Annotated in this window: 21 protein-coding genes; 12 read left to right on the forward strand and 9 right to left on the reverse strand. The window is 66.6% G+C overall.

Annotated elements, in window-relative coordinates; translation table 11 throughout:
• From NU1_RS26250 to NU1_RS26265, 4 genes are all read left to right on the forward strand, one after another.
• Nucleotides 1-942 (forward strand): ABC transporter permease, encoded by a 942-nt coding sequence (locus NU1_RS26250; RefSeq protein ID WP_067525314.1) that lies wholly within the window; start codon nucleotides 1-3, stop codon nucleotides 940-942.
• Nucleotides 939-2,726: a dipeptide/oligopeptide/nickel ABC transporter permease/ATP-binding protein gene (locus tag NU1_RS26255; RefSeq protein ID WP_067525316.1), complete on the forward strand. Its 1,788-nt coding sequence runs from the start codon at nucleotides 939-941 to the stop codon at nucleotides 2,724-2,726. The genes NU1_RS26250 and NU1_RS26255 overlap by 4 nt, the downstream gene beginning before the upstream one ends.
• Entirely contained in the window at nucleotides 2,723-3,553 is an 831-nt protein-coding gene (locus NU1_RS26260) for an ATP-binding cassette domain-containing protein (protein ID WP_067525318.1), read from the forward strand. The genes NU1_RS26255 and NU1_RS26260 overlap by 4 nt, the downstream gene beginning before the upstream one ends.
• Before the next feature lie 285 nt (nucleotides 3,554-3,838).
• Nucleotides 3,839-4,849: a prenyltransferase/squalene oxidase repeat-containing protein gene (locus NU1_RS26265; protein WP_157553050.1), complete on the forward strand. Its 1,011-nt coding sequence runs from the start codon at nucleotides 3,839-3,841 to the stop codon at nucleotides 4,847-4,849.
• 150 nt (nucleotides 4,850-4,999) lie between these two features.
• Here the strand turns inward: NU1_RS26265 and NU1_RS26270 are convergent, their stop codons facing one another.
• Nucleotides 5,000-6,187, reverse strand: a complete 1,188-nt coding sequence (locus NU1_RS26270; protein ID WP_067525322.1) for a M20 metallopeptidase family protein — start codon at nucleotides 6,185-6,187, stop codon at nucleotides 5,000-5,002.
• A complete protein-coding gene (locus NU1_RS26275; protein WP_067525324.1) occupies nucleotides 6,174-7,502 on the reverse strand; it encodes an MFS transporter in 1,329 nt (442 codons plus the stop codon). Before NU1_RS26275 ends, NU1_RS26270 begins: the two co-directional genes overlap by 14 nt.
• Nucleotides 7,503-7,627: 125 nt before the next feature.
• Here NU1_RS26275 and NU1_RS26280 point away from each other — a divergent pair, with 125 nt between their 5' ends.
• From NU1_RS26280 to NU1_RS26290, 3 genes are all read left to right on the forward strand, one after another.
• Nucleotides 7,628-8,665 carry an Lrp/AsnC family transcriptional regulator gene (locus NU1_RS26280; RefSeq protein WP_067525326.1) on the forward strand — a complete coding sequence of 346 codons (1,038 nt, stop codon included), beginning with the start codon at nucleotides 7,628-7,630 and terminating at the stop codon, nucleotides 8,663-8,665.
• Between the two features lie 202 nt (nucleotides 8,666-8,867).
• On the forward strand, nucleotides 8,868-9,767 hold the full coding sequence (locus tag NU1_RS26285) for a universal stress protein (RefSeq protein ID WP_067525328.1): 900 nt from the start codon (nucleotides 8,868-8,870) through the stop codon (nucleotides 9,765-9,767).
• Nucleotides 9,768-9,893: 126 nt separating this feature from the next.
• The gene (locus NU1_RS26290; RefSeq protein WP_067525461.1) at nucleotides 9,894-10,340 is read left to right on the forward strand and encodes a pyridoxamine 5'-phosphate oxidase family protein; all 447 of its coding nucleotides are present in this window, start codon (nucleotides 9,894-9,896) and stop codon (nucleotides 10,338-10,340) included.
• 13 nt (nucleotides 10,341-10,353) lie between these two features.
• Here NU1_RS26290 and NU1_RS26295 read toward each other — a convergent pair whose 3' ends face one another.
• The gene (locus NU1_RS26295; RefSeq protein WP_067525331.1) at nucleotides 10,354-11,001 is read right to left on the reverse strand and encodes a response regulator; all 648 of its coding nucleotides are present in this window, start codon (nucleotides 10,999-11,001) and stop codon (nucleotides 10,354-10,356) included.
• Nucleotides 11,002-11,225: 224 nt separating this feature from the next.
• On the opposite strand from NU1_RS26295, the gene NU1_RS26300 reads away from it, so the two are divergent.
• The 3 genes from NU1_RS26300 to NU1_RS26310 all read left to right on the forward strand — a co-directional run bounded on the left by NU1_RS26300 (nucleotide 11,226) and on the right by NU1_RS26310 (nucleotide 15,645).
• Nucleotides 11,226-12,185 (forward strand): acyl-ACP desaturase, encoded by a 960-nt coding sequence (locus NU1_RS26300; RefSeq protein ID WP_067525463.1) that lies wholly within the window; start codon nucleotides 11,226-11,228, stop codon nucleotides 12,183-12,185.
• A 139-nt stretch (nucleotides 12,186-12,324) separates the two neighbouring features.
• Complete coding sequence (locus tag NU1_RS26305; RefSeq protein ID WP_067525333.1) at nucleotides 12,325-13,251, forward strand: universal stress protein; 927 nt, start codon at nucleotides 12,325-12,327, stop codon at nucleotides 13,249-13,251.
• Nucleotides 13,252-13,263: 12 nt separating this feature from the next.
• Complete coding sequence (locus NU1_RS26310; RefSeq protein ID WP_067525335.1) at nucleotides 13,264-15,645, forward strand: phosphoketolase family protein; 2,382 nt, start codon at nucleotides 13,264-13,266, stop codon at nucleotides 15,643-15,645.
• A gap of 231 nt (nucleotides 15,646-15,876) precedes the next feature.
• Here NU1_RS26310 and NU1_RS26315 read toward each other — a convergent pair whose 3' ends face one another.
• The 4 genes from NU1_RS26315 to NU1_RS26330 form a co-directional block, all read right to left on the reverse strand.
• Nucleotides 15,877-16,875, reverse strand: coding sequence for an Acg family FMN-binding oxidoreductase (locus NU1_RS26315; RefSeq protein ID WP_067525337.1), 999 nt, complete (start codon nucleotides 16,873-16,875; stop codon nucleotides 15,877-15,879).
• Nucleotides 16,872-17,576, reverse strand: a complete 705-nt coding sequence (locus NU1_RS26320) for an SRPBCC family protein (protein ID WP_174565943.1) — start codon at nucleotides 17,574-17,576, stop codon at nucleotides 16,872-16,874. The genes NU1_RS26315 and NU1_RS26320 overlap by 4 nt, the downstream gene beginning before the upstream one ends.
• Nucleotides 17,577-17,652: 76 nt before the next feature.
• The gene (locus NU1_RS26325) at nucleotides 17,653-18,657 is read right to left on the reverse strand and encodes an Acg family FMN-binding oxidoreductase (RefSeq protein WP_067525341.1); all 1,005 of its coding nucleotides are present in this window, start codon (nucleotides 18,655-18,657) and stop codon (nucleotides 17,653-17,655) included.
• 110 nt (nucleotides 18,658-18,767) lie between these two features.
• Nucleotides 18,768-19,175 carry a hypothetical protein gene (locus NU1_RS26330; RefSeq protein ID WP_067525343.1) on the reverse strand — a complete coding sequence of 136 codons (408 nt, stop codon included), beginning with the start codon at nucleotides 19,173-19,175 and terminating at the stop codon, nucleotides 18,768-18,770.
• 142 nt (nucleotides 19,176-19,317) lie between these two features.
• Here NU1_RS26330 and NU1_RS26335 point away from each other — a divergent pair, with 142 nt between their 5' ends.
• Nucleotides 19,318-20,067 carry an SDR family NAD(P)-dependent oxidoreductase gene (locus NU1_RS26335; protein WP_067525466.1) on the forward strand — a complete coding sequence of 250 codons (750 nt, stop codon included), beginning with the start codon at nucleotides 19,318-19,320 and terminating at the stop codon, nucleotides 20,065-20,067.
• A 77-nt stretch (nucleotides 20,068-20,144) separates the two neighbouring features.
• Here the strand turns inward: NU1_RS26335 and NU1_RS26340 are convergent, their stop codons facing one another.
• Nucleotides 20,145-21,602 (reverse strand): bifunctional aminoglycoside phosphotransferase/ATP-binding protein, encoded by a 1,458-nt coding sequence (locus NU1_RS26340; RefSeq protein ID WP_067525345.1) that lies wholly within the window; start codon nucleotides 21,600-21,602, stop codon nucleotides 20,145-20,147.
• Nucleotides 21,603-22,023: 421 nt separating this feature from the next.
• Here NU1_RS26340 and NU1_RS26345 point away from each other — a divergent pair, with 421 nt between their 5' ends.
• On the forward strand, nucleotides 22,024-22,719 hold the full coding sequence (locus NU1_RS26345; RefSeq protein WP_067525347.1) for a universal stress protein: 696 nt from the start codon (nucleotides 22,024-22,026) through the stop codon (nucleotides 22,717-22,719).
• Here the strand turns inward: NU1_RS26345 and NU1_RS26350 are convergent.
• Nucleotides 22,694-23,620 carry a universal stress protein gene (locus tag NU1_RS26350; RefSeq protein WP_067525349.1) on the reverse strand — a complete coding sequence of 309 codons (927 nt, stop codon included), beginning with the start codon at nucleotides 23,618-23,620 and terminating at the stop codon, nucleotides 22,694-22,696. The genes NU1_RS26345 and NU1_RS26350 overlap by 26 nt on opposite strands.
• Nucleotides 23,621-23,718: the final 98 nt, after the last annotated feature.

The raw sequence follows: 23,718 nt of genomic DNA on the forward strand, positions 1-23,718 counted from the left end.
GTGTCGTTACTCCTGCTCAAACGCGCGGTCTCGGCCATCTTCCTGTTCATCGCCGTCACCACGCTCGCGTTCTTCCTGACCAACCTGGGCGGAACCGATCCCGGCCGCAGCATCCTCGGCCCACAGGCGACGCCCGAGGCTGTCGACGCCACCAACCGCACGCTCGGAGTCGACCGACCGCTACTCGTCCAATACGTCGACTGGGCAGGTGACGTGCTGCACGGCGATCTCGGCCGGTCGTATCTGAACAATCGGCCGGTCAGCGGGGAATTGGCGACCCATCTCCCGGTCAGCATGAGCCTGATGGGATTGAGTCTGCTGGTGGTCGCCGCCGCGAGCCTGGCGCTCGCCGTCCTGGCGGCCACCGGCCGCGGTCGCGCCGACCGTGCCGTCCAACTGATTTCGCTCGCCGGTCACGCGATACCCGGCTATCTGCTGGCCCTACTGCTGCTCACGCTGTTCGCGGTGCACTGGCATATCTTCCCGGTGCTCGGCTACACACCCATGAGCACCTCCCCCGGACAATGGCTGTGGGGCATGGTCCTGCCGGTGCTGGCGGTCTCGCTCTCGGGTATCTCCGGCGCGTTGCTGCAGGGTCGCGGCGCGCTCCTCGACGTGTTGGACGCCGACTATATGCGCACCCTGCGCTCACGCGGGATCTCTTCGCGATCGGTGCTCTGGCGGCACGCGCTGCGCAATGCCGCTCCCCCATGGCTGACCGCGATGTCCCTCGGGGCCGTCGCGATGCTCGGTGGCTCCTTCATGGTGGAGAAGGTGTTCGCGATCCCGGGACTCGGCACGCTCGCGGTGAACTCCACCATCTCCGGTGACCGGCCGGTACTCATGGGCCTGGTGGTTCTCACCTCGGGCCTGGTCATCCTCGTCAATCTCCTGACCGATCTGGCCCAGATGTGGCTGACCCCGAAGGCACGCACACAATGAGCGAACAACCCCCACCCGTCACTCTTACGCGCCGACCGACACGGCTGCGGGCGGTCCTCACCAACCCGCTCGCCGTGATCGGCCTGATCATGCTCGGCGTCGTGCTGATCGCGTTCATCGCCGCCCTCGCTATCGGCTGGGTCGACCCGCACAGTCCCCTGGAAGCGAATCTGCGCAACCTCAACGCACCACCGGGCAGCCCCGGACATCTACTCGGCACCGACAACGGCGGACGCGACGTATTCGTCCGACTGGTGGTCGCGACAAAATCGACCCTGCTCAGCGCGACGGTGGCGCTCGGCGTCGCGGTACTGCTCGGCATCCCGTCGGGGTTGGTCGCGGGGTACTACGGCGGTCGGATCGACCTCGCACTGGACTGGCTGTCGACATTGCTCCTGTCGCTGCCCGGACTGTTGGTGTTGATGGCCATTATTGCGGGCCTGGGCAATTCGATGTGGATCACCATGAGCGCGCTGGGGGTCCTGATGACCCCGGGCGTGTTCCGGGTGATCCGCGCCCAGGTGCACGCCATCCGGTCCGAGCTCTACATCGACGCCGCCAAGGTCGCCGGACTGCACGATGCCCGCATTATCGCCCGGCATGTGTTCGGGATGGTGCGCGGACCGCTGCTGCTGATGCTGACCGTGCTGTCCGCGGTCGCGATCACGGTCCAGACCGGACTGGATTTCATCGGACTCGGCAACCCGAACATCATCACCTGGGGCGGAATGTTGAGCGAGGGCTTCAATGCCCTGTTCCAGAATCAGCTGCTGTTCCTGTGGCCCGGGCTGGCGCTATCGCTGACGATCATGGCGTTGTTCCTGCTGGGCAACGGGCTTCGTGACGCGCTGCAACCCGGCGACACCCGAGCCGCTCCGGCGCGACGCATTGTTCGACGCGGCCACCCCACCGACCGGGCAGCAGCATCGGAGCCGCCCGCGGCCGATGCGATCCTGTGCGTCCGCGACCTGCGAATCGGTTATCCCGCAGGCGATTCCGAGCCGGTCGAGGTGGTTCGCGGTGTAACGCTCGAGTTGCGGAAGGGCCGCATCATGGGTTTGGTCGGCGAATCGGGTTCCGGCAAAACGCAAACCGCGTTCGCCGTGCTCGACCTGCTGCCGCGACAGGCGCGACTGCTGTCCGCGCAGATCTGGTTGGACGGTGTGGATCTTCGAACGCTGACCCCCGCCCAACGTGAGCGCCTGGTGCGCGAATCCATCGCCTATGTACCACAGGAACCTATGTCGAATCTGGACCCCGCGTTCACCATCGGCTATCAATTGACCGAACCGCTGCGCGCGCGTGGACTGAGCCGCGGCGCGGCGCGCGAACGGGCGGTCGGGCTACTGGCTCGGACCGGAATCGGTGACCCGGATCGGGTGATGCGGTGCTATCCGCATCAGATATCCGGAGGTATGGCGCAGCGGGTATTGATCGCGGGGGCCATCTCGACCGAGCCGCGAATCCTGATCGCCGACGAACCCACGACGGCGCTCGATGTCACGGTGCAGAGCGAGATCCTGGATCTGCTGCGCGAATTACGCACCGAACTGTCCATGTCGATCCTGCTGGTGACCCACGATCTCGGTGTCGTCGCCGACCTCTGTGACGACGTCGCCGTGATGCGATCCGGCGAGATCGTCGAAACCCGTTCGGTGCGTGAGTTCTTCGGCGATCCAGCCCACGATTACTCACGCGAACTGCTGGCAGCCGTGCCGGATGAGGACCATGTCCGCGCCGACTACGTCGACGCCGCGAGCGAGAAGGCCGGTGTGAACGGATGAGTCTGCTGGAACTCGACGATTTGGTGGTCCGATTCCCGGGACGTGGCTGGCGCGGAAAGGCTTTCACCGCGGTCGACCGGGTGAGCCTGGACATCCGCCGCGGCGAGACCGTAGGGCTCGTCGGCGAATCCGGCTCCGGCAAGACCACGGTGGGCCGGGCGATACTGGGCCTGACACCGATAGCGGGCGGGGCGATTCGATTCGACGGGACCGAGATCCAGCAGCTGGGTCGGGCGCAACGGCGACCGTTCGCGGCCCGCATCCAGGTGGTGTTCCAGGATCCGTACAGCTCGCTCAACCCGACCATGAGTGTGGCCGACATACTCAGCGAACCACTGCGGGCCGCGGGGATGGCGCGCGCTCAGGCCCGCGGTCGCATCACCACACTGCTCGACCAGGTCGGACTGCCCGGCGACGCGGCGGACCGCTACGCCCGGGAGTTCTCCGGTGGTCAGCGCCAGCGCGTCGCCATCGCCCGGGCGCTGGCGCTCGACCCGGAGCTGGTGATCTGCGATGAGGCGGTGTCGGCGCTGGATCTATCGACACGGGATCGAATTCTGTCGCTGCTCATCGATATTCAAGAACGCACCGGTGTCGCTTATCTGTTCGTCTCCCACGATATCGCGGTGGTCCGCCACATCAGCCACCGCGTCGCAGTGATGAAGCAGGGCACGGTGCTGGAGTTCGGCTCCTGCGCTCGCGTGACATCGGAACCGACCCACCATTTCACCCACGAGCTACTACTGTCCTCGCTCGTCGCGGACCCCGAGCGTCAGCGGCAGCGGCGAGCCCGACGACAGGCACTACAGCGCGCGTCGAGCGAGTGACGCGCCGAATCCTCCACCCCTACCCGCGCTCGCGCTGCCTCACCCGGCCTCGACACCACACGAAAGTGCCTGCGTAACAACGCTCATCGCGCGTATGGACACGAGAGGCGGGGCACGTCGCCCATGACGTGCCCCGCCTCTTCGCGAATCGATCAGGCTTCGAGCTCGGTGGGCACCGGCGCGGCACAGACGGCGCGGGGTCGAAGGAGCAGTGGGACCATCGGCCCTGGAAACAGTTGCGGAAGGCCGCAGCGGCGGCGCGGTCGAGTGACCATGATCGACAGCATGACCGCCGTCAGCTCGGACCCCGACCACATCGTGACACGACTGCTGGACTCCCCGGAACCGTCGATCCGGTGGCTCATGCACACCCGCGTGCTCGGGACGGCTCCGGGCACCCCGGCGGTGCGAACAATCCGCGAGTCGATCGTGACGAGCCCACGCGTGCGCAGTCTGCTGTCGGAGCGGCGGACCGATGGGACGCTGCCGTTTCATCCCTATAATGCGACGTGGTATGGCGCGCACTGGGTTCTGGTCGCGCTCGCTGAACTCGGCTATCCCGCCGGCGATGAGTCGCTGATTCCGTTGCGGGAGCAGGCGTTGGGCTGGCTGCTGTCCCGGGAGTATTCCACGCACTATGTGGGCCGCGTCCGGGGGCTGACGACCCTGCACGCGTCGATCGACGCGAATCTGCTGTGGGCGCTATTGAGCCTCGGGCTCGCCGACGAACGCACCGACCAGCTGCTTACCCGCCTGCTCGCCGCCCAATGGCCCGATGGCGGCTGGAACTGCGACCGGCACGCCAACGGTCGTGTCTCCTCGTTCTACGAAAGCCTCGTTCCATTGCGCGCGCTGGCATTGCACGCACGGGTCGCCGGACGTGAGGACAGTCGCGCTGCGGTGGTCCGGGCCGCCGAGCTGTTCAAGAGCCGTCACCTGTTCCGGCGCATCAGTGACGGCACCGTCATGGCAGAATCGTTTCTGCAACTGCACTTTCCGTGCTACTACCATTACGACATCCTGTTCGCGCTCACGGTCCTCACCGAGGCCGGCTTGGCCGACGATCCGCGCTGCACCGAGGCGCTCGACCTGCTCGAAGCCAAACGGTTGCCCGATGGCGGGTTCCCCGCGGAAGCACGCTTCTATCAAGTCCGGAAGGCGCCGACCGGGACGGGCAGATCGCTGGTCGGCTGGGGACCGACCAGCCGAAGCCGGTCCAATCCGTGGGTCACCTGCGCTGCGTTGGCGGTGCTGGCGCAGACGCCAGCGCTTGGCCGCCCTTTCGTAGCGCCGTAGGCCGCTACTGTGACATCGGGCGTCTGGCAGGACGGCACCGGTGAGGAAAAGTGTTGGTTCGTGCGGCGGATCGGGTCCGCCGGGATTCCCAGGCGTCTCGTCGCGACCTCCTCGAGGTCCGTCGATATGGACGTATCGATCGCCAATCGATCACGCAATCAGGCGGCGGACAGCGAGTTCGGCGTACAACGCGGCACCGTCGGCGAGCACCGATTCGTCGAAAACGGCCAGCGGAGAGTGATTCATCGCCGCCTTGTCGGCGTCGATACCGACCGGGGTCGCGCCGAGCGCGATCATTGCTCCGGGGATCTCGGCGATAACGCGGGAGAAATCCTCCGAACCCGCACCGGGGCGGTCCTGCCACGCCCAGCGCTGCTCGCCGCAGACCTCGGCCACGGTGTCGGCGGCGAACTCGGTTTCCCGGTCGTCGTTCACGGTCACCGGATACAGCTCGGCATAGTCGATATCGGCGGTCAGTCCGTGAGCCGCGGCCACACCGCGCACAGTGCGTAGGAAACCGTCCTTCACCCGGGCATGTGATTCGGGAGAATAGGAGCGGACCGTCGCCTCGAAGTACGCCTCCTCGGGAATGACATTGTGCTGGGTGCCCGCGTGCAGCGAGCCGACGGTAATGACCACCGGATCGTGGATATCGATGCGACGGGTCACCATCGACTGCAACGCGAGCACCATTTCGCACGCCGCGGGAAGGGGGTCCTGTGCCAGGTGCGGCATCGAACCGTGACCGCCGACGCCGCGAATCGTCACCCGGACGGTGTCGGACGCGGCCAAGAACGGCCCGCGCCGGGCGGCGAACACTCCGGCGGGCAACTGTCCACTGAGTACATGCAATGCGTAGGCGGCGACCGGTCGGGTTCCGGTCACGTCGAGTACCCCTTCGGAAATCATCTTTCCGGCACCGTCGTAGCCCTCCTCTCCGGGCTGGAACATGAACACCACGTTCCCGGCGAGCTGATCGGCGCGCGAACTCAACAGCTGTGCGGCACCGGCCAGCATGGCGGTGTGCAGGTCGTGTCCGCAGGCATGCATCCGGTCGGTGGGGGCCGCGAAATCCAGTGCGGTCCTTTCGATGACGGGCAGTGCGTCCATATCGCCGCGCAGCAGTACCGTTGGACCGGGGCGCGCGCCGCGCAGCACGGCGGTCACCGACGACAGCGACTGCCCGGTTCCGATCTCCAGGCCCCATCCGTCGAGCGCGGCGACGACCTTTTCCTGGGTGCGTGGCAGTTCCAGCCCGAGTTCGGGCTCGCGGTGCAGGGCGCGGCGCAGCTGCACGAGATCGCCCTGGAGGGCGGTGGCGTCCTCACGAATGGACATGGACGGGCTCCTTTTCGAAGGTCTGGGTGAACAGCGCGACCTTGGTCACGGTGAACGAACCGGCCAGCAGCGCGAGCATCGCGATGAAGACATAGACGGGGACGACCCAGCTGAGGTCAACAGCCTGAAGGACTTCGGCGACCATCGGGAAGGTGCCACCGAATACGGTCACCGTCACCGTGGACACCAGACCAGCGCCGACCGCCCGCACGCCGGTGGGCATGAGCAGTGCGCACAGCACACTGCCGAGCGCGGCGAATCCGGCCGCCCCCAGCCCGAGCACGAGTGCCGCGATCTCGAACGCAATCACACCGTGCACCATCGCGAAGGTGACAGGTAGCACACCGATCGCGTTGAACGCGAACGTTATTCGCATAATGGTCAGCACACCGAACCGGTCGGCGAGCACTCCCACCACCAGCATGGCGACGAGTACGACAATGAGTACGACCGTCATGAACGAGGTGGCCGAAGCGGTCTCGGCCACACCCGCCAAGGCCGCGTACTTCGGTAGATAGACCAGTGCGAAGTAATAGGTGACGGTGCCGCCGAGGGTGAGCAGGAAGATCGTCAGCGCCGCTTGGCGATGCTCGCGGAACACCACGGCCAACGACGGCCGACCCGTCCGGCCTTCCGACCGCGCACCCTCGAACTCGGCACTCTCCGGCGCATAGGCCCGGATCCACAGGGCCAGCACCCCGAGCAGGCCACCGGCGACGAAACCCCACCGCCAGCCACCCTCGCGCAGCGCTTCGGCGCCGATCGTCGCGTTGAGCACCGCGACGGTGAGGAACACCAGCATCGATCCGAACATGATGCCGCCGTACGAGATCGCACTGAACAGGAACCTGTGCCGAGGCGGTGCGGTTTCCGCGACATAGGCGGCGATGGTCGGACCCTCACCGCCGTAGGCCAGACCCTGCACGATCCGCAGCGCCACCAGCGCTACCGCCGACCACACCCCGATCGTCGCCGCCGAAGGCAACAGGGCGATGGCGATACTCGCCGCCGAGATAATCGACATGCACAGCAGCAGGTTGAAGCGCCTGCCGCGGGAATCGCTCACGCGGCCGAAGAGCAGACTGCCGATCGGACGGGCGAGGAAGCCGACCGCGAAACCGCCGTAGGCGACGATGGTCGCGCCGAGCGAATCCGAGCCGAACAGGTCCGCGGTGAAAAAGGCCGCGAAAACCACGTACACGCTCCAGTCGAAAGACTCGACAATGCCGCCGATGGTCGCCGCGGCCAGTTGACGACGGGGCAACCCGGAGTGGGCGTCCACCGCGGGTGGGCCGGTGATGAGTAGTTCGGTCATATGCCTCGGTTCCTTCCCCACCGCTGCCGGCCACATAGCTGGCCGCCTCAGCGGTGGGGGGAGGCTATCCTGCACTTTCGTATGGTCTCGAAAATTTGAAATAATCTGTCTTCGCAGGAGTACTAATGCAGGATTTATTCAAGCTCGATGAGCTGGAGCTGCAATTGGTCAATGCGCTGCAACTCAACGCCCGCGCGCCGTGGAACCTGATCGGCAGCGTGCTCGATATCGATCCGGTGACCGCCGCACGACGATGGGAACGGCTCAGCGCCCTCGGTCTGGCCTGGATCTCGGTCTATCCGGGTACCCCGTGGGATTGGGAGGTCGTGGGCGCCAATGTCTATGTCCGATGCGCGGCCGGTAAGGCGAGCGCGGTGGCCGATACGCTGCGCACCGACAACCGGGTCGCGACCATCGAGCACATCACCGGCGACGGCGATCTGTCGCTCACGGTATTCACCGCGAGCCTGGTGGAACTGTCGTCATTCGTGCTCACCGGCCTGGGTGCCATCCGCGGGGTGCGTGACTGCCGAACCCATGTGCTGACCGCGGTGTACACGGAGGGCAGCAGGTGGCGGCTGCGCGCCCTGAACGCGACCCAGCGCGACCGCATCCTCGCCTCCCTCCCGGCCCCCCAGCCGAGTTCGAACGATCCGCTCAATCCCGTGGACCGAAGGCTGTACGCCGCACTGGAACTCGACGGACGCGCCGGTTTCACAGAACTCGGTGAACGAGCCGCCGTCAGTACTTCCACCGCACGCCGACGACTCAACGCCATGCTCGCGGCCCGGCGCATCGTGACCCGCTGTGAGGTGGCGCAGCCGGTTTCCGGCTGGCCCATCAGCGCATCCCTGTGGTGTCGCATCGCCCCCGCCGACCTCGATCTCGTCGCCACCCAACTGGCACGACTTCCCGAGACCCGTTCGTGCTCAACGGTCACCGGCGGCCGCGCGAACCTACTCCTGTCGGTCTGGCTGCGCTCGGCCGCCGATATCCACCGCCTGGAGGCCTCCCTCGCCGCTCAGGTCCACGACCTCCAGATAATCGATGTGGCACTGTCCCTGCTGCACGTCAAACGCATGGGACGACTCCTCGACGAGAACGGCCGCGCGACCGGACTGATACCGCTCATCGCCCGCGAGAATGTGGCAGCAGAGCGCTGACCCATTGGATAAGAGGCGATCGGTAGCCGAACGCCGCCGTCGCCTCGAAGCAGCACTCCCGACCCCTCGAGCGCCCGTCGCGCGACCCGGACGAGCGACAGGCGTATCGGGGCCGCTTGGCCCGCATACCAATGACATTCGTCCCTCGGTGAACCCCTCCCCGCGCGGAATGCTCTAGGTATCACCGAATCCGGGAGGAATCATGACCGACGAGGCTGCTGTAACCCACGATCCGAACAACCCGCCGATCATTGTCGCCGTCGACGGCTCGGCCAACTCGTATCAGGCTGTCGGCTGGGCGGCGGTCGAGGCCGACCTGCGGCGCTGCCCGCTGCACATCATTACCTCGTACGCGATCCCGACCGCTCGTGTCCCGGTGACCTCGCTGGGTACGGCGGAGCTGGCGTGGGTGCGGGCGGATGGTCGGCGCGTACTCACCGAGGCGAGTGCGATAGCCCGGCATTCCGCGTCCGGCGACACCGTCGTCACCACCGAGTTGATCTTCGACCCCATCGTCGCCACGCTCATCGGTCGGTCCAGGCACGCACGTCTGGTCGTGGTCGGCAATCGCGGCCGGGGCGCTATCCGCCGCGCCGTACTGGGTTCGGTGAGCACCTCGCTCACTCGCCACGCGCACTGCCCCGTTGTGGTCGTGCACGACATGCCGGAGACCGATCCGACCGCCGAGCATCGGCCGATCGTGGTCGGCGTCGATGGCTCGGCCAACAGTATGCCCGCTGTCGCAATGGCTTTCGAGCAAGCGTCGCGCCGCAAGGTGGGATTGATAGCGGTGCACGCCTGGAGCGATACCACCGGATGGGATCTGCCGGTAATCGGCTGGGAGGCTCTCCACGAAACACAGGAGGCGCTACTGGCGGAAAGTCTGGCCGGTTTCGCCGAGCAGTTCCCCGAGGTTTCCGTCGAACGCGTGGTGGCCTGCGATACGCCGGTGCGCGCACTGCTCGAGCATGCCGAAGGCGCACAGCTGATCGTGGTCGGCAGTCACGGCCGGGGCGGGTTCGCGGGTATGACGCTGGGTTCCACCAGCACCGCACTGCTCCACCTGGCCGAATGCCCGGTACTCGTGGTCCGCGAGAGCTGAATCACGGTCCACGCTAACGGGACCGAAGGTCAGCCGCGACGGTGACTTTCGATTCTGTCGCGGCACGGGTGCCCGGCGCAGGATCGAGGTCGTACGCATCGATCGAATGAGAAGGAGGTGGCCGCGATGGTTGAACGCCTCGTCGGCCGTACCCGCCGTCCGGGTCGCCACATGGTGGAACTGGACCGCATCGAGGCGATGACGCTATTGGCCTCGGTCCCGTACGGGCGAATGGTGTTCACCCGCGACGCGCTGCCCGCCATCCGTACGGTCATCCATGTGGTGGAACGCGACGAGATCATTGTCGCCCGCCTCACGCTGCCCTCTGATTCGGGCCGGGCGGTCGTCAAAGAAAAAAGGAATGTGGTCGTCGCGTTCGAAGCGGACGAGATCGATCCGGTGCGGCAGGTGGGCTGGTCGGTGGTTGCCACCGGTTTCGCCAACACCGTTACCGATCCGGAGCGTCTCGCCCACTACCGGCAGGCGCTGTGTCCCTGGGCGGAGGACGCCGTGGTCGACATCATCGCCATCGAACCCACCATTGTCACCGGCCTGCGCCTGATCGCCGCATAGCGGGCGAGCACGCTCAGTTCCGCTGTGCCGCACCGGAACGCAATTGCGAGGCCAGCACCGCCGCCTGGGTGCGGCGTTCCATGCCGAGCTTCGCCAGCAACCGGGATACATAATTCTTCACGGTCTTCTCGGCCAGGAACATGCGTTCGGCGATCTGCCGGTTGGTCAGGCCCTCGCCGAGCAGATCGAGCAGTATGCGCTCCTGTTCGGTGAGCCCGGCCATGGGGCCGTCCGGCTCGGTGCTGCGGCGCAGCCGATCCATCAGCGCGGCGGCGGCCCGATTGTCGAGCAGCGAGCGGCCCGCACCCACCTCCTTGATGGCTTTGGCCAGTTCCATGCCCTTGATGTCCTTGACCACGTAACCACTGGCCCCGGCCAGGATGGCGTCCATCATGGCCTGTTCGTCGGTGAACGAGGTGAGGATCAGGCAGCGCAGATCGTCCATGCGAGAGAGCAGTTCCCGGCACAGTTCGATCCCATTGCCGTCGGGTAGCCGTACATCGAGTACGGCCACATCCGGTCGTAGCGCCGGAATCCGGGCCAGGGCCTGCGCGACATCACCGGCCTGACCGACCACGGTCAGCTCCGGATCACCCTCGAGCAGGTCGACCAGTCCGCGGCGAACGATCTCGTGATCGTCGACGAGAAACACCTTGATCATGGCGGAGTCCGATCTGTTGTGTGGTGGGACAAACATAGCGCGCTGATCAGGTGGCCCGGCATGGTCCAAAGTCCCTTATCCGATAGCTGGCCGAGGGCTATCGGCCTGTACCGGGACGGACTTTCGGCCCTGTCGGCCCGCCAATGGCGGTGATGACATGGGCAACGTCTCGATCTTGTACATATCTCCGGGGTCGCTCCCATCGAGAAAGGCGGATGACGACGTTGACACGCGAACTGACGCAGCACCAGATCCTCACCGAATTGGAGCCGGTGGCCGAGACGGCGCTGAACCGGCACCTGTCCATGGCCAAGGACTGGCATCCACACGACTACGTGCCATGGGACGAGGGCCGGAATTTCGCCATGCTCGGCGGCGTGGACTGGGAACCCGAGCAGTCCCGCCTCAGCGAGGTCGCCAAGGCGGCCCTCATCACCAACCTGCTCACCGAGGACAATCTGCCCTCCTACCACCGCGAGATCGCCGACAACTTCTCGCGCGACGGCGCATGGGGCACCTGGGTGGGGCGCTGGACCGCCGAGGAGAACCGGCACAGTGTGGTGCTCCGCGACTATCTGGTGGTGACCCGCGGCGTGGATCCGGTCGCGCTGGAGAACGACCGCATGGCGCATATGACTCACGGATTCGCGGCCCCGGTCGACGCCGCGACCGCCGCGGAACACGCCGGATTCCTGTATTCGGTTGCCTACGTGAGCTTCCAGGAGCTCGCCACCCGAATCAGCCATCGCAATACCGCCGCCGCCTGCGCGGATCCGATCGCCGAACGCATGCTCGGCCGTGTCGCCGCCGACGAGAACCTGCACATGATCTTCTATCGCACCCTGTGCGGCGCGGCCCTGGATCTGGTGCCCGACCAGGCCATGGCCGCGATCGACCTGATCGTGGAGAACTTCCGCATGCCCGGCACCGGTATGCCCAACTTCCGCCGCCATGGCGTGCTCATGGCCAAATACGGCATCTACGATCTGCGCCAGCACCTCGAGGAGGTCCTCATGCCGGTAATCCGGCAGTGGAATATCTTCGGCCGCAATGATTTCACCGCGAGCGGTGAACAGGCGCGCGAACGGCTGGCGCGCTTTCTGGCGGACCTCGAGCAGGTGCGGATTCCGCGCTTCGAGGAACAGCGTGACCGCGCGCTCGCGCGCGCCGCCGCCAGGGCCTGAGGCCCGTGTACGGGTACGGCGTGGTCTTTGGACCCGCGACCTGGTGACGATGGACCGCATTCACCACCCCTTCCAGTTCATACCGTTGAGTTGGATGCCGCGCCGGGCACCAGCCAATTCACATCATTCGGAGGTCGCGATGACGACGCAGAGGTTCAACGATCCACACCACTTGGTTTCGGCGGCGGTCGTCGTCGGGGTGGACGGGTCCGCGGGATCGGATGCCGCCCTGCGGTGGGCGGCCGAATTGGCGGCGGACCGCAAGCGCCCGTTGCACATTCTGCACGGTATGGACCTGGCCGGAATGAGCCGAGTGCTGGGTATCTATCATGTCTCGGTCCCCGCGGTGGTCGATTCGGTTCGCGCACATGCCAAAACGGTCGTCGAGCGCGCACAGCATCTGGCGGAGACAGTCGCTCCCGGTCTGCCGATCACGGTGGTGACAAGCCCGGACAGCGCCGCGGCACTGCTCATCGAGCACAGCGCCGACGCGTACGCGGTGGTCCTCGGTGCCACCGGAACCAGCGGAACGCTGGGACATTTGGGCTCCACCCTGCTCGCGGTCACCGCACACGCCCAGGGCTCGGTGTTCGTCGTGCGCACCGATCCGGAATCGGATAACAGCGTCCATACCTCCGGACCGGTGGTGGTGGGCATCGACGGCAGCGCGGTCGACGATGCCGCCATCGGCGCCGCCTTCGCGGAGGCGGCCCAACGCGGGGAGCGCCTGATCGCCGTGCATGTGTGGGGCGATTGGAATATCGGTACCTTCGCCGGTCAGGATCTCGGGTGGCTCGATATCTCCGGTGTCGACAATGCCGAGCACGCCATCCTCGCCGAACGTTTGGCCGGCTGGCACGAGAAGTACCCCGAGGTCGACGTGATCCGCAAGGTCTACGCCACCGAACCCGCCGCACAGCTGCGGGAATGGTCACGCGTGGCGCAGCTGGTCGTGGTCGGCAGCCGCGGCCGCGGGGGTTTCACCGGCATGCTGCTCGGCTCCACCTCGCATTCGCTGGTACAGCACGCCGCCTGCCCCGTCCTGGTCGTCCACCCCGAGAAATAGCGAGAACATGTGATGACAACCCTGGTGGCCGACGAACGCGACGGAACCGCCGAACTGCGGGATGTGGACGCCTGGTGGCGTGCCGCGAACTACCTGTCGGTCGGACAGATCTACCTGATGGACAATCCGCTGCTGACCGAGCCACTGCGGCCCGAGCACATCAAGCCACGACTCATCGGCCACTGGGGCACCGTCCCCGGCGTAACCCTGACCTACGCGCACCTCAACCGGGTGATCCGACGGACCGGGCAGCGAATGCTGTTCGTCCTCGGACCCGGTCACGGTGCGGCGGCGCTGAATGCCGCCGCATGGCTGGAGGGCACGTACTCGGAGGTCCACCCCGAGGTGACCCGCGATCTCGCCGGTATGCGAGAACTGTTCCGGCAGTTCTCCTTTCCCGGTGGCGTACCCAGCCACGCGTCACCGCATCTGCCGGGTTCGATCCACGAGGGTGGTGAGCTCGGCTATTCGCTCGCGCACGCCACCGGAGCCGCGCTGGACAACCCGGATCTGGTGGTGGCCTGCGTGATCGGTGACGGTGAGGCCGAGACCGGCGCGCTGGCAGCCAGCTGGCACGCGCCGTCGTTCCTCAATCCCGGCACCGACGGCACCGTGCTGCCGATTCTGCATCTCAATGGCTACAAAATCGCCAATCCGACACTGCTGTCCCGGATTCCACGCACAGATCTGGACGCACTGTTGACCGGCCACGGCTGGGAGCCGATGTATGTCGAGGGCAGCGACCCGGACGAGGTCCATGCCCGCTACGCCACCGTCTTGGACGAAGCGATGGAACGGATCCAGGAGATCCGTGACTTCGCCCGCCTCGGCATCGGACCGAGCAAGCCCTATCTGCCGCTGATCGTGCTGCGGACCCCGAAGGGTTGGACCGGGCCCGCCGCCGTCGACGGCGTCCCGATCGAGGGCACCTTCCGAGCCCATCAGGTCCCGCTCGCCGCAGTGCGTGAGAACGCCGAACATCGTGCGCTGCTGGAACAATGGTTGCGCTCGTACCGACCCGAGGAACTCTTCGACGATCGGGGTCGCCCGGTCGATCGGATCAGCGACCAGAATCCCGACGGGCCGTGTATGAGTGCCGATCCGGCCGCGCACGGCCACACCACGGTAGGCCTGCGGTTGCCACGACCCTCCGACTACACCGTGGGGTTCGCCGAACCGGGCACGGTGCGGGCGGAGTCCACGCGGGTACTCGGCGGCTTCCTGCGCGATGCGCTGGTCGCCAACCCTCACAATCTTCTGTTCTTCTCCCCCGACGAGCACACCTCCAACCGTCTCGACGCCATTCTGGAGGTGACCGGCCGCCGCTGGCGCGCCGAGCGATACGACAGCGACGACCGGCTCTCCCCGGACGGCCGGGTGTTCGAAGTGCTGTCGGAGCACCTGTGCCAGGGCTGGTTGGAGGGCTATCTGCTGACCGGCCGCCACGGTGTCTTCACCACCTACGAGGCCTTCGCCCATGTGGTGGACTCCATGGTCGTGCAGCACGCGAAATGGCTGTACATGGCGACCCAATTCCCTTGGCGGTCACCGATTCCCAGCCTCAACTATCTCATCTCGTCGCATGTGTGGCGGCAGGACCACAACGGGGCTTCCCATCAGGACCCCGGATTCATCGACCATGTGTTGAGTAAGCGGCCGGAGGTGAGTCGGGTCTATCTGCCGCCCGACGCGAACTGTCTGGTCCATGTCTTCGAGCACTGCCTGCGTAGTCGCGGAATGGTCAATGTGGTGGTGGCGGGGAAACAGCCGGCGCTGCAGTATCTCGACGACCAGGCGGCACGGGCACACTGCGAACACGGTCTGGGCGTGTGGAATTGGGCGAGTACCGACCTGCGCGGCGGCACCGAGGTGGTGCTCGCGTGCGCGGGTGACGTCCCCACCCAGGAAACTCTGGCGGCGGCCGCGCTACTCCGGGAACTGGTGCCGAACCTGGCGGTTCGCGTGGTGAACGTGGTGGACCTGGCGCGCCTGTTCCCACCGGACCGGCATCCGCACGGTATCTCCGACGCCGCCTACAGTCGCGTATTCACCGATGCTCCGGTTATTTTCGCCTTCCATGGCTATCCGTGGCTGATCCATCGCATCGCCTATCGTCGCCCCCACCACGACCGGCTGCATGTGCACGGGTTCGTCGACAATGGCACCACCACAACCCCATTCGATATGTGTGCGCTCAATGGCATCGACCGGTTCCAGCTGGCGGTGGCCGCCGTGGAGCAGGTCCCGCGACTGGTCGATCGGCTCGACGAGCTCCGCTCGGAACTCCTCGCCCGACTCGACGCGGCACGGTCCTACGCCCTGCGGGTCGGCGACGATCCACCTGAGATCAGCGAGTGGTCTTGGCCGAATAGCACCGCACCGCGGCACGAGTAGGGATTGCGACCACCACAGCGGCTACAACCCCGGTGACGAGAGGACCACACGGCCCTCGCTACCGGGGTTGTCGGCGATATCAGGGTTGTCAGCTCGAGGCACGGTGATCTGTCCCATTGAAAACGCTTGCGGCTTGAAAACGCGTGCGGCCCAACCTATCGGCTGGGCCGCACGCGGGGCAGGACGCTCATCTGCGTCGTGGTGTCGAAGGCAGTCGTGGTAGCGAAGAGATCAGTGCGTTGTGGTCGTGAAGAAATCGACCACCGGCCGCCTGGGTGTGGGAGCCTGCGGCCCTTCGTCGGGGGCGGTGCCGATGCGAATGACGAGCTGGGGCCGAACCGGTCTCGGCACCAGGCTCGCGAGCAGCGCACGTCCAGCGGGCAATTCGGTAATGTGCGTCAACGCGCAGGTGCCCAACCCGGCCGCCGTGCACTCCAAGAGCACCGCCGACAGCGCCTCTCCCGTACGTAGCCAGTCGACCAGCGCATCGCTTTCGGAACTGACCACCACCAGCCGCGCCCGATCCTCGGTATCGGCGCGCCGCAACGAATGCGGCGCCGAGGGGAACTCCCGCCCCACACTCACTCGCTCGGCTTCCGCCTGGGAGACGAGCGCTGACGGTGGAATCCCCTCCGGCGACTCGGAATGACCAGCCCACCAGTTCAATTCGGATCCGTACGCCATATCGTAGCGCCGCAGGGCCGCCGCCTGCTGGGAGGCGGCCATCAGCCGCGGACGTACGTTCTCCTCGAGTTCGTCGAGTTCCAGGTAGTGCGGCGACACCAGCATTCGCAGCCGCGGCAATACCACATCCCAGCCGCGCGGTTCCGCCATCGGCAGCCGGTCGGTGCGTCGCGAATCGATAGCCCGCGCCCGGGCCTTCAGCCCCATCGGCGGGTCGGGCCACGGCCGAAAACTGATCTTTGCGAGGTAGTCCGGACGCTCGGGATCCGGGCGGCGCACCGTATCGGTATGCCAACCCCGCGCCCCGAAGATGGTCCGCACATGGTGCAGCATGGCGCCACAACTGATCACCAGCTGCCGCCCCTGCGGATCGGCCGAGGTCAAGATGCGGTCGGTATCGCTGTAGAGATGTAGCTGCTTTCCATCGAATACCCACCGCCACGGCTGGGTGTTGTGGACCGACGGCGCGCGGGAAGCCAGCCGCATCGCCGCCAGCATGGTCCGATGGTCGGGTACCGATACGGGAGGAGCGTCAAAAGCGGTCATACATCGAGTGTTCTCCCGCGCACCGCACCCGAATACGGGCTTTGCGCACGGCCCGGAGGGCCCTTGGTCACATCTGGCGAGTCGGTGCGCTCGGCCCGCTCCTTGATGCCCAACAGCATCTTCCGCTCCATCACCAGACTGCCGGGCTCCATGAGCAGGCGGTAGCCGAACCGCCCCGCCGCCGAGGCTCCGGGCAGGCTGATCCGATTCCGACTCACCAGCCTGGTCCCGTTCGCCGTCGGATACAGCCCGAACGCCCACACCCAGGACCGGTCCTCCGATGCGAAGACCAGCGCCCGTTGCGGCTCGAGCACCGCCACTCGCATACGGGGGCCCGAGGTACTGAGCGCGAACACATCCCCCACCGAAATCTCCTGAAATTCCGGCAGAATCGTGTCCGCACTGTGGATATCCAGCCCGAGTAGATTCTCGACCCAATCGTAGGTGTAGGCCCCGCCCCGCCCCGGTCCCAGCTGGACCAGCCACGGCCACACGGCCTCCGGCCGCGCCGCGATCGCGATCGCCCGGGTCGCCACCACATCGGGATGCGGTGACAGGTCGTCGCCCGGCATCTCCTGCGCCGCCTCCGCCGCCGTCGCACCCCAGTACAGGAACCGATTGCGCACGAATGGAATTCGCGAACCCGCCGCCAATCCGCCGACCGCCGCCGCGGCACCGATGACCACTGCTGCTGTTCTCATGTCTCCCATGTCCTCTCGATTACGTGCCGATCGCGCTTTCCAGTCCCGGTTGCGGCCGACGCCGGGCGTGAGTCGTTCATGCGGGCAGTTCGGTGAAGACGTCCACCAACGGGCGGCGGGGCGTCGGTGGGGGCGGTTCATCGTCGTCGGGCGCGGTGCCGATGCGAACCACGACCTGAGGAATCCCCCGTCCCGGAATCAGGGCCGCGATGGCTCGTCGGTCGACGGGGAGTTCGGTCACGTGGGTGAGCGCGCAGGTCGCGAGCCCGTGGGCGGTGCATTCGAGGAGCAATGCGGACAGCGCCTCGCCGGTTTGCAGCCAGCACAGGGAGGTGTCGTCGTGGGAGCTGAGCACCACCAGGCGGGCCTGATCGACCAGGCCGGGACGGCGGAGGCCGTTCCGGGGTGCGGGAAAGACGCGGTCGACGCCGACCCGCGCCGCTTCGGCTCGCGAGACCAGCGCGACCGGCGGGATCCCATCCGGCTGCTCCGCATGTCCTGCCCACCAGTCCAATTCGGCTTGATACATCCTGTCGTAATGGCGCACGGCCTCGGATCGATCGGAGAGCGCCGCCAGCCGGCCGCGATCGTTCGGGCCGAGAACGTCCAGGACGAGATCGTGCGGGGTCACCAGATCGTGCAGTTTCGGCAACAGTTCGGCCCAGCCCCGTGGGTCGCGCAGCGGCAGGCGGTCACTACGGCGGCGGTCTATGGCACGCGCGCGTTCGGTAACGGTGGGAGACAAATCCGGCCAAGGATGGAAGCGGATGGTGGCCAGCAGTTCGGCGACCTCCGGATCCGGCAGCCGTACGACGTCGGTCTGCCAACCGTGGACGCTGAAGGCGGTGCGGGCGTGGTTCAGGGCCGCACCGCAGCTGATGGTCCCCTGCCGACCGCGCGGGTCGGTGGCGGGTAGTTGTCGCTCGGGGTCGCCGTAGAGGTGCAACCGAACGCCGTCGAACACCCAGCGCCACGGCTGGGTGTTGTGCACCGACGGCGCGCGAACCGTGAGTCGCATGGCCGCCAGCATGGTTGGGTGGTCCGGCACGCGAACCGAGGACCGAGTATCGCTGCGGGTCATGGCATAGAGTCTGGTCCGGGACGCTCCCGCGCGGGTACCGGCTTTTCGCCCGTATCGATGGGTCGAAGGTCACTTTCGCATCGGCCCCGACGCCCGTCGATTCACCCGGACTATTCCGGTCGCGGGCGCCAGATCACGCCGAGCACCAGCACCGCGAGACCGAGCACCACGCACAGCGGTTGCAGCCAGCTGACGGTGCGGATGGTGGAGACCTGCACGACGATCCAGACGATCAGCAGACCACCGGAACCGATCGCCAGTGCTGGGGCGCGGCGATCACCGCGCGCGGCGAGGACGGAGGTGAGGGCCATGGGAACGGCTACCACCAGCGCCAGCGCCAGTCCCGCGAGCACCGGGCTGTCATACGGAAGTCGCTCGACGACAACCGCGCCCAGGTCGATACCGCCGCCCGCCAACCCCACCGCACCCGCCACCGCCCACACCGACACGAATCCGGACAGCAGGGCGAGGACGGCCTGTTGAATGCTCGTTTCTCGTACCTCTTGTGTGAATGCCATAGCTCGACGGTGCCGTACTCCCGGACCCACCAGAAGATTCCATAGACCCGGCACTTCGGTGACTTTCGGCCGTCATACGCGGCGACTGCGCGCGCCATGCTGAAGAGGTACACGCAGCACAACGAACCGAAAGGATATGGCCATGGCCGATTTTCAGGGTAGGAGTGCGATTGTCACCGGCGGCGCGCGCGGGATCGGCGCGGCGATCGTGGCCGAATTGGCGAAGGAACACCTCGGTGTGGTGATCGCCGATCTGCTCGATCACGACGGTGCCGCGCTCGCCGCGGACCTCGCGCCGAATGTGATCTTCCGACACCTCGATGTCACCGACGAGGACGGTTGGCGACGGGTAATCGACGATGCCGAAGCCGAGTTCGGGCCGCTCGGAGTGCTGGTGAACAATGCCGGAATCCTCGACTTCGGCAGCATCGAAACCCAAAGCCCCTCGCTGTTCCGCCACGTCGTCGACGTCAATCTGTACGGCTCCTGGCTGGGCATGCACCTGGCCGTGCCGCGCATGCGCGCCGCCGGCAGTGGCGCGATCGTCAATATCTCCTCCACCGCCGGATTGACCGGCTACGCGGGGATCGGCGCCTACGTGGCGAGCAAATGGGGACTGCGTGGACTGACCAAGGCCGCGGCGGTGGAACTCGGTTCCGCGAGTATCCGCGTGTGCTCGGTGCATCCGGGGCCCATCCACACGCCGATGACCGCCGGCATGCCCGACTCTGTCGCGGCGGCACAGCCGTTGCCTCGCTTCGGCGAACCGGAGGAGGTGGCAGCGATGGTGCGCTTCCTGATTACCGAGGCCACCTTCTCCACCGGCTCGGAATTCGTCCTCGACGGCGGGGCCACCGCGGGTCAGGCACTGGTGCTGACCGAATCCTCCTGAGTCACAACAAGCAATCCGTGCAGCCGCGGGCCGACTCCGGCCCGCGGCTCGGTGCTCGAATCAGATCGGTGCTCGAATCAGATCTGGGACCAGATCCGGCGGGCCACAGCCAGGGTGTCCGCCAGCGGGTTCGCCGTACCGAGCGCGGTCGCGGAAGGCCAGGGATCGGCGACCGCGGCCAGCGAATCGGCGACCGCCACGGTGGCCTCCGAATCCCCGGGCCGCCGAGCTCCGATCCGTTCGGCCGCCAGCGACCGAGGGCATTCGCAGCACAGTTCCACCAGGTCGGATGCGGTTCGCTCGGCGAGGTCGGCGGCGCGGGCGCGTTCGGCCGCATCCGTCCAGCTGGCGTCGAGTATCACCGAGACGCCCTGTTCGAGTAGCTCCCGAGCCCGGTCCAGTAGTTCCGCGTACACCCGAGCCTTCTCCGCGGGGCGGTATGCGCCCGCACCGAAGGTCCCGCCGGAACCGGCTACTTCACCCGCAGCGCGTAATCCCACGCGCACGGTGTCACTGGATAGCACCTGCGCACCGGTGGCGGCCGCGAGCTCTGCCGCGACAGTGGACTTTCCGGTACCGGGCAGCCCACCGACGAGCGCCAGCCGCACAGCGCCTTCGCTCAGATGCCGTTCGGCCAGTGCCAGGTGACGCGCGGCGCGTTCGGCCGACGCCGCCGCACCCTGTCCGGCGCGGATGCGGTCGGTCTTGGCACGCACCGTGGCTCGATACGCGATGTAGTGGTGGCGCAACGACATCGGGCCCGTATCGCCGGTCTCGCGCGCATAGTCGTTCAGGAAGCCGGCGGCGAGTTCGGGGTGGCCGAGAAATTCCAGATCCATGGCCAGGAACGCGGCATCGTCGAGGCAATCGATATGGCGCAGTTCGTCATCGAAATCGAGGCAGTCGAGAATGCGGAAGCCGTCGGGCAGGGCGAAGATGTCCTCGGCGAGTAGATCGCCGTGCCCGTCGGCGATATATCCCTCGGCAATGCGCCGAGCCAGCAGCGGCTCGCGGCCGTCGAGGTAGCGCAGCGCCAGGCGCTGCACCCGGTCGAGCAGATTCGAATCGATCGCGCCGGGCGGCTGCTCGCGCAGACTGTGCAGCAGTACCCGCCAGCGTCCGCGCAGCGCCTCCGGCGTTCCGGCGTGGTCGATATCGGTCCCGCGGCGAGCCTTACCGTGGAAGCTCGCCACCATCGCGGCCAGCGAAGCCAATCCGCTGGCAGCGACAGCACCATCATCGAGCTGCGCCGACAGTCGGCTGGACTCGGGCATCCGGCGCATCACCACGATCGGCTCGCTCGGCCCGCCTTCCGGGTCGCTCAGATGCGCGAGTCCGAGGTAGACGTCCGGTGCGAGACGTCGGTTCAGTTCCAGCTCCCGGGCACAAGCATGTTCCCGGGCCGCCACGGTCCCGAAATCGAGGAAGTCGGTGACGACGGGCTTCTTGGTCTTGTAGGCCCGGTCGCCGTACAGCAGCACCAGACCTGTGTGCGTTTCCCGCAATTGAGCGAACGGTTCGGAAGTCGGATTCATCGCATACTCAGCTCACTGGTCGGAGTCGGGCGGTATGACACCAGCATCGGCGCGGTTGGCGACCGATGAGACGGCCGAAAGTCCCCGAATCACGGGCCCTTCCGCTATCCGGCCCCGCGTCCAGGGGGACATATCTCCAGCCGCAAGGCCATTCGACTACAGGTCCGCCCCCGCGGTGCAAGAAACCTCCGACACGAGGACCTCCGACCCTGTTTCCACACCCGGCTTCCGCGCATCGTGGGGTATCCGACAAATCGACAATGGTTCGAGGAGGTGAACGATCATGATGGAACTGCACCAGGTGCTGCACACACTGATGATGTGGCTGCACGAACAGGGCGTCTTTCCGCCCATGTCGCCCATGTGACCGGGCCGTCCCGTCGACACCAACACCCTTGGGCCACAGCGAAAGAACGACACCATGCCTGAGATTCTGCTGCGTCCATCGGACCAGACATCGAGGATTGCCGACGCACTCGCCGATATCGTCGGCGGCGGGGTGCTGACCGCGGCAACCGCCAACGACGAATTCCTCGCCGCACTGGAAGCTCCTGATGTGGTCCTGGGGGTACTGGCGTTCGACGACACCGCGTGGGAAATCGTCGAACGATCGCCGAAGCCAATCGTGCTGGTACCGACCGGAGTACGGGCGAATGAACACCCGGGGCGAATTGCCCGGGTGCTCGTTCCCCTGGACGGCACCGAGGAGTCCGCGCACGCGGTGGCGCAGACGGTGCGGCTGTTCCGGTCCGCCGGTATCGAGATCGTGGTGTTGCACGTCTTCGACCGCAGTACGGTGCCACCGCATTGGGATCAGGCGGCGCATGCCCGTGCCGCCTGGGAGTGCGAATTCCGGGCCCGCTGGTGCACACCGTATTTCGACGGGTCACCACCGCCCACCGTAACGCTACGCAGCGGGGCGCCCGGCGAGAATGTTGTCACGGTCGCCGAGGCGGAGGCGGACCTGATCATTCTCGGCTGGTCGCGGCGACTGCTCCCGGGCCGGGCACAGACGGTGCGCGCGGCGGTCTCGGGCGCGTCGGTACCGGTCATGTTGATACCGACGGCCCCGTGTACATCGGGCGATGCCATCACACGCCGGGATGGACAACCATGACCGGGCAATGAGCATGCTGCACCAGGGAATTCGCGGTCGAGCCGAGAAGTAGACCGCGGAACCCACCGCGGCCACGATTGCCGACAACCACCAGCTGCGACGTTTCCGACCAGACCCGCAGACGCGCGGCGGGACCCGACGGATATACCCGGCGGATCACCGTGACGTCCGGATACTTCTCCTGCCAGCCCGCCAGCCGCTCGCCGAGGATCGCCCATTCGCACTGCGCGCGTTCGGCTTCCGGGACGAGGTAGGTGTCGCTCCCCGCGAAGGCACCGAAATCCCGATCCACCCAGGTGTGAATGGCGACCAGCTCACACTCGCGCGCGGCGGCCTCGGCGAACGCGACCTCGATCGCGGACTCGCTCACCGGGCTCCCATCGATTCCCACCACGACCGGGCCGCTGTCGCGAATCGTATTGTCCTCGGCAGGATCCGGTCGCACCACTACGACGTTCCCGTGCCCGTGCGCGGTAACCGCCAACAGTGTCGAGCCCAGGTGGGCCAGGGTGCCGAGGTCGCCGGTCGCGCCGAGCACGGTCGCGTACGCCGTCTCACTCTCCTCGATCAACAGCGCCGAGGCGGTATCCGCGGACATCGAGATCGACAACCGCAGATTCGGATCGATCTCATGGACAACCTTTTTCGCGTGCGCGATCGTTCGGCGTCCGTTCTCGCGCACCAGGTCGGTCAACGCCGGGGTCACCACCGCGTAGGTGCCCAGCACTCGGATGGTCCCCACCAATTCCAGACCGTGCACGAGCCGCAGCGAGCGACGGTGTCGCTTCGCGTACTCCGCGGCCCAGCGCAGCGCGATATCCGAGCCGGTCGTCCCGTCGACACCGACAACAACCGGCGCGGAGGCGAGGTGATGCGGATCGTCGTAATGCTGTGCGGTCATATCGGCCTCCGAGGCGGTGTGGTGGAGTGAGCTGCGTCGCTCCCATAACGGTAGGAATGGAGCAAGTGGTCGGTATGCGGTCGATCGTCACCGTGCGG

Source organism: Nocardia uniformis NBRC 13702 (assembly GCF_001613345.1).
GTDB lineage: Bacteria > Actinomycetota > Actinomycetes > Mycobacteriales > Mycobacteriaceae > Nocardia > Nocardia uniformis.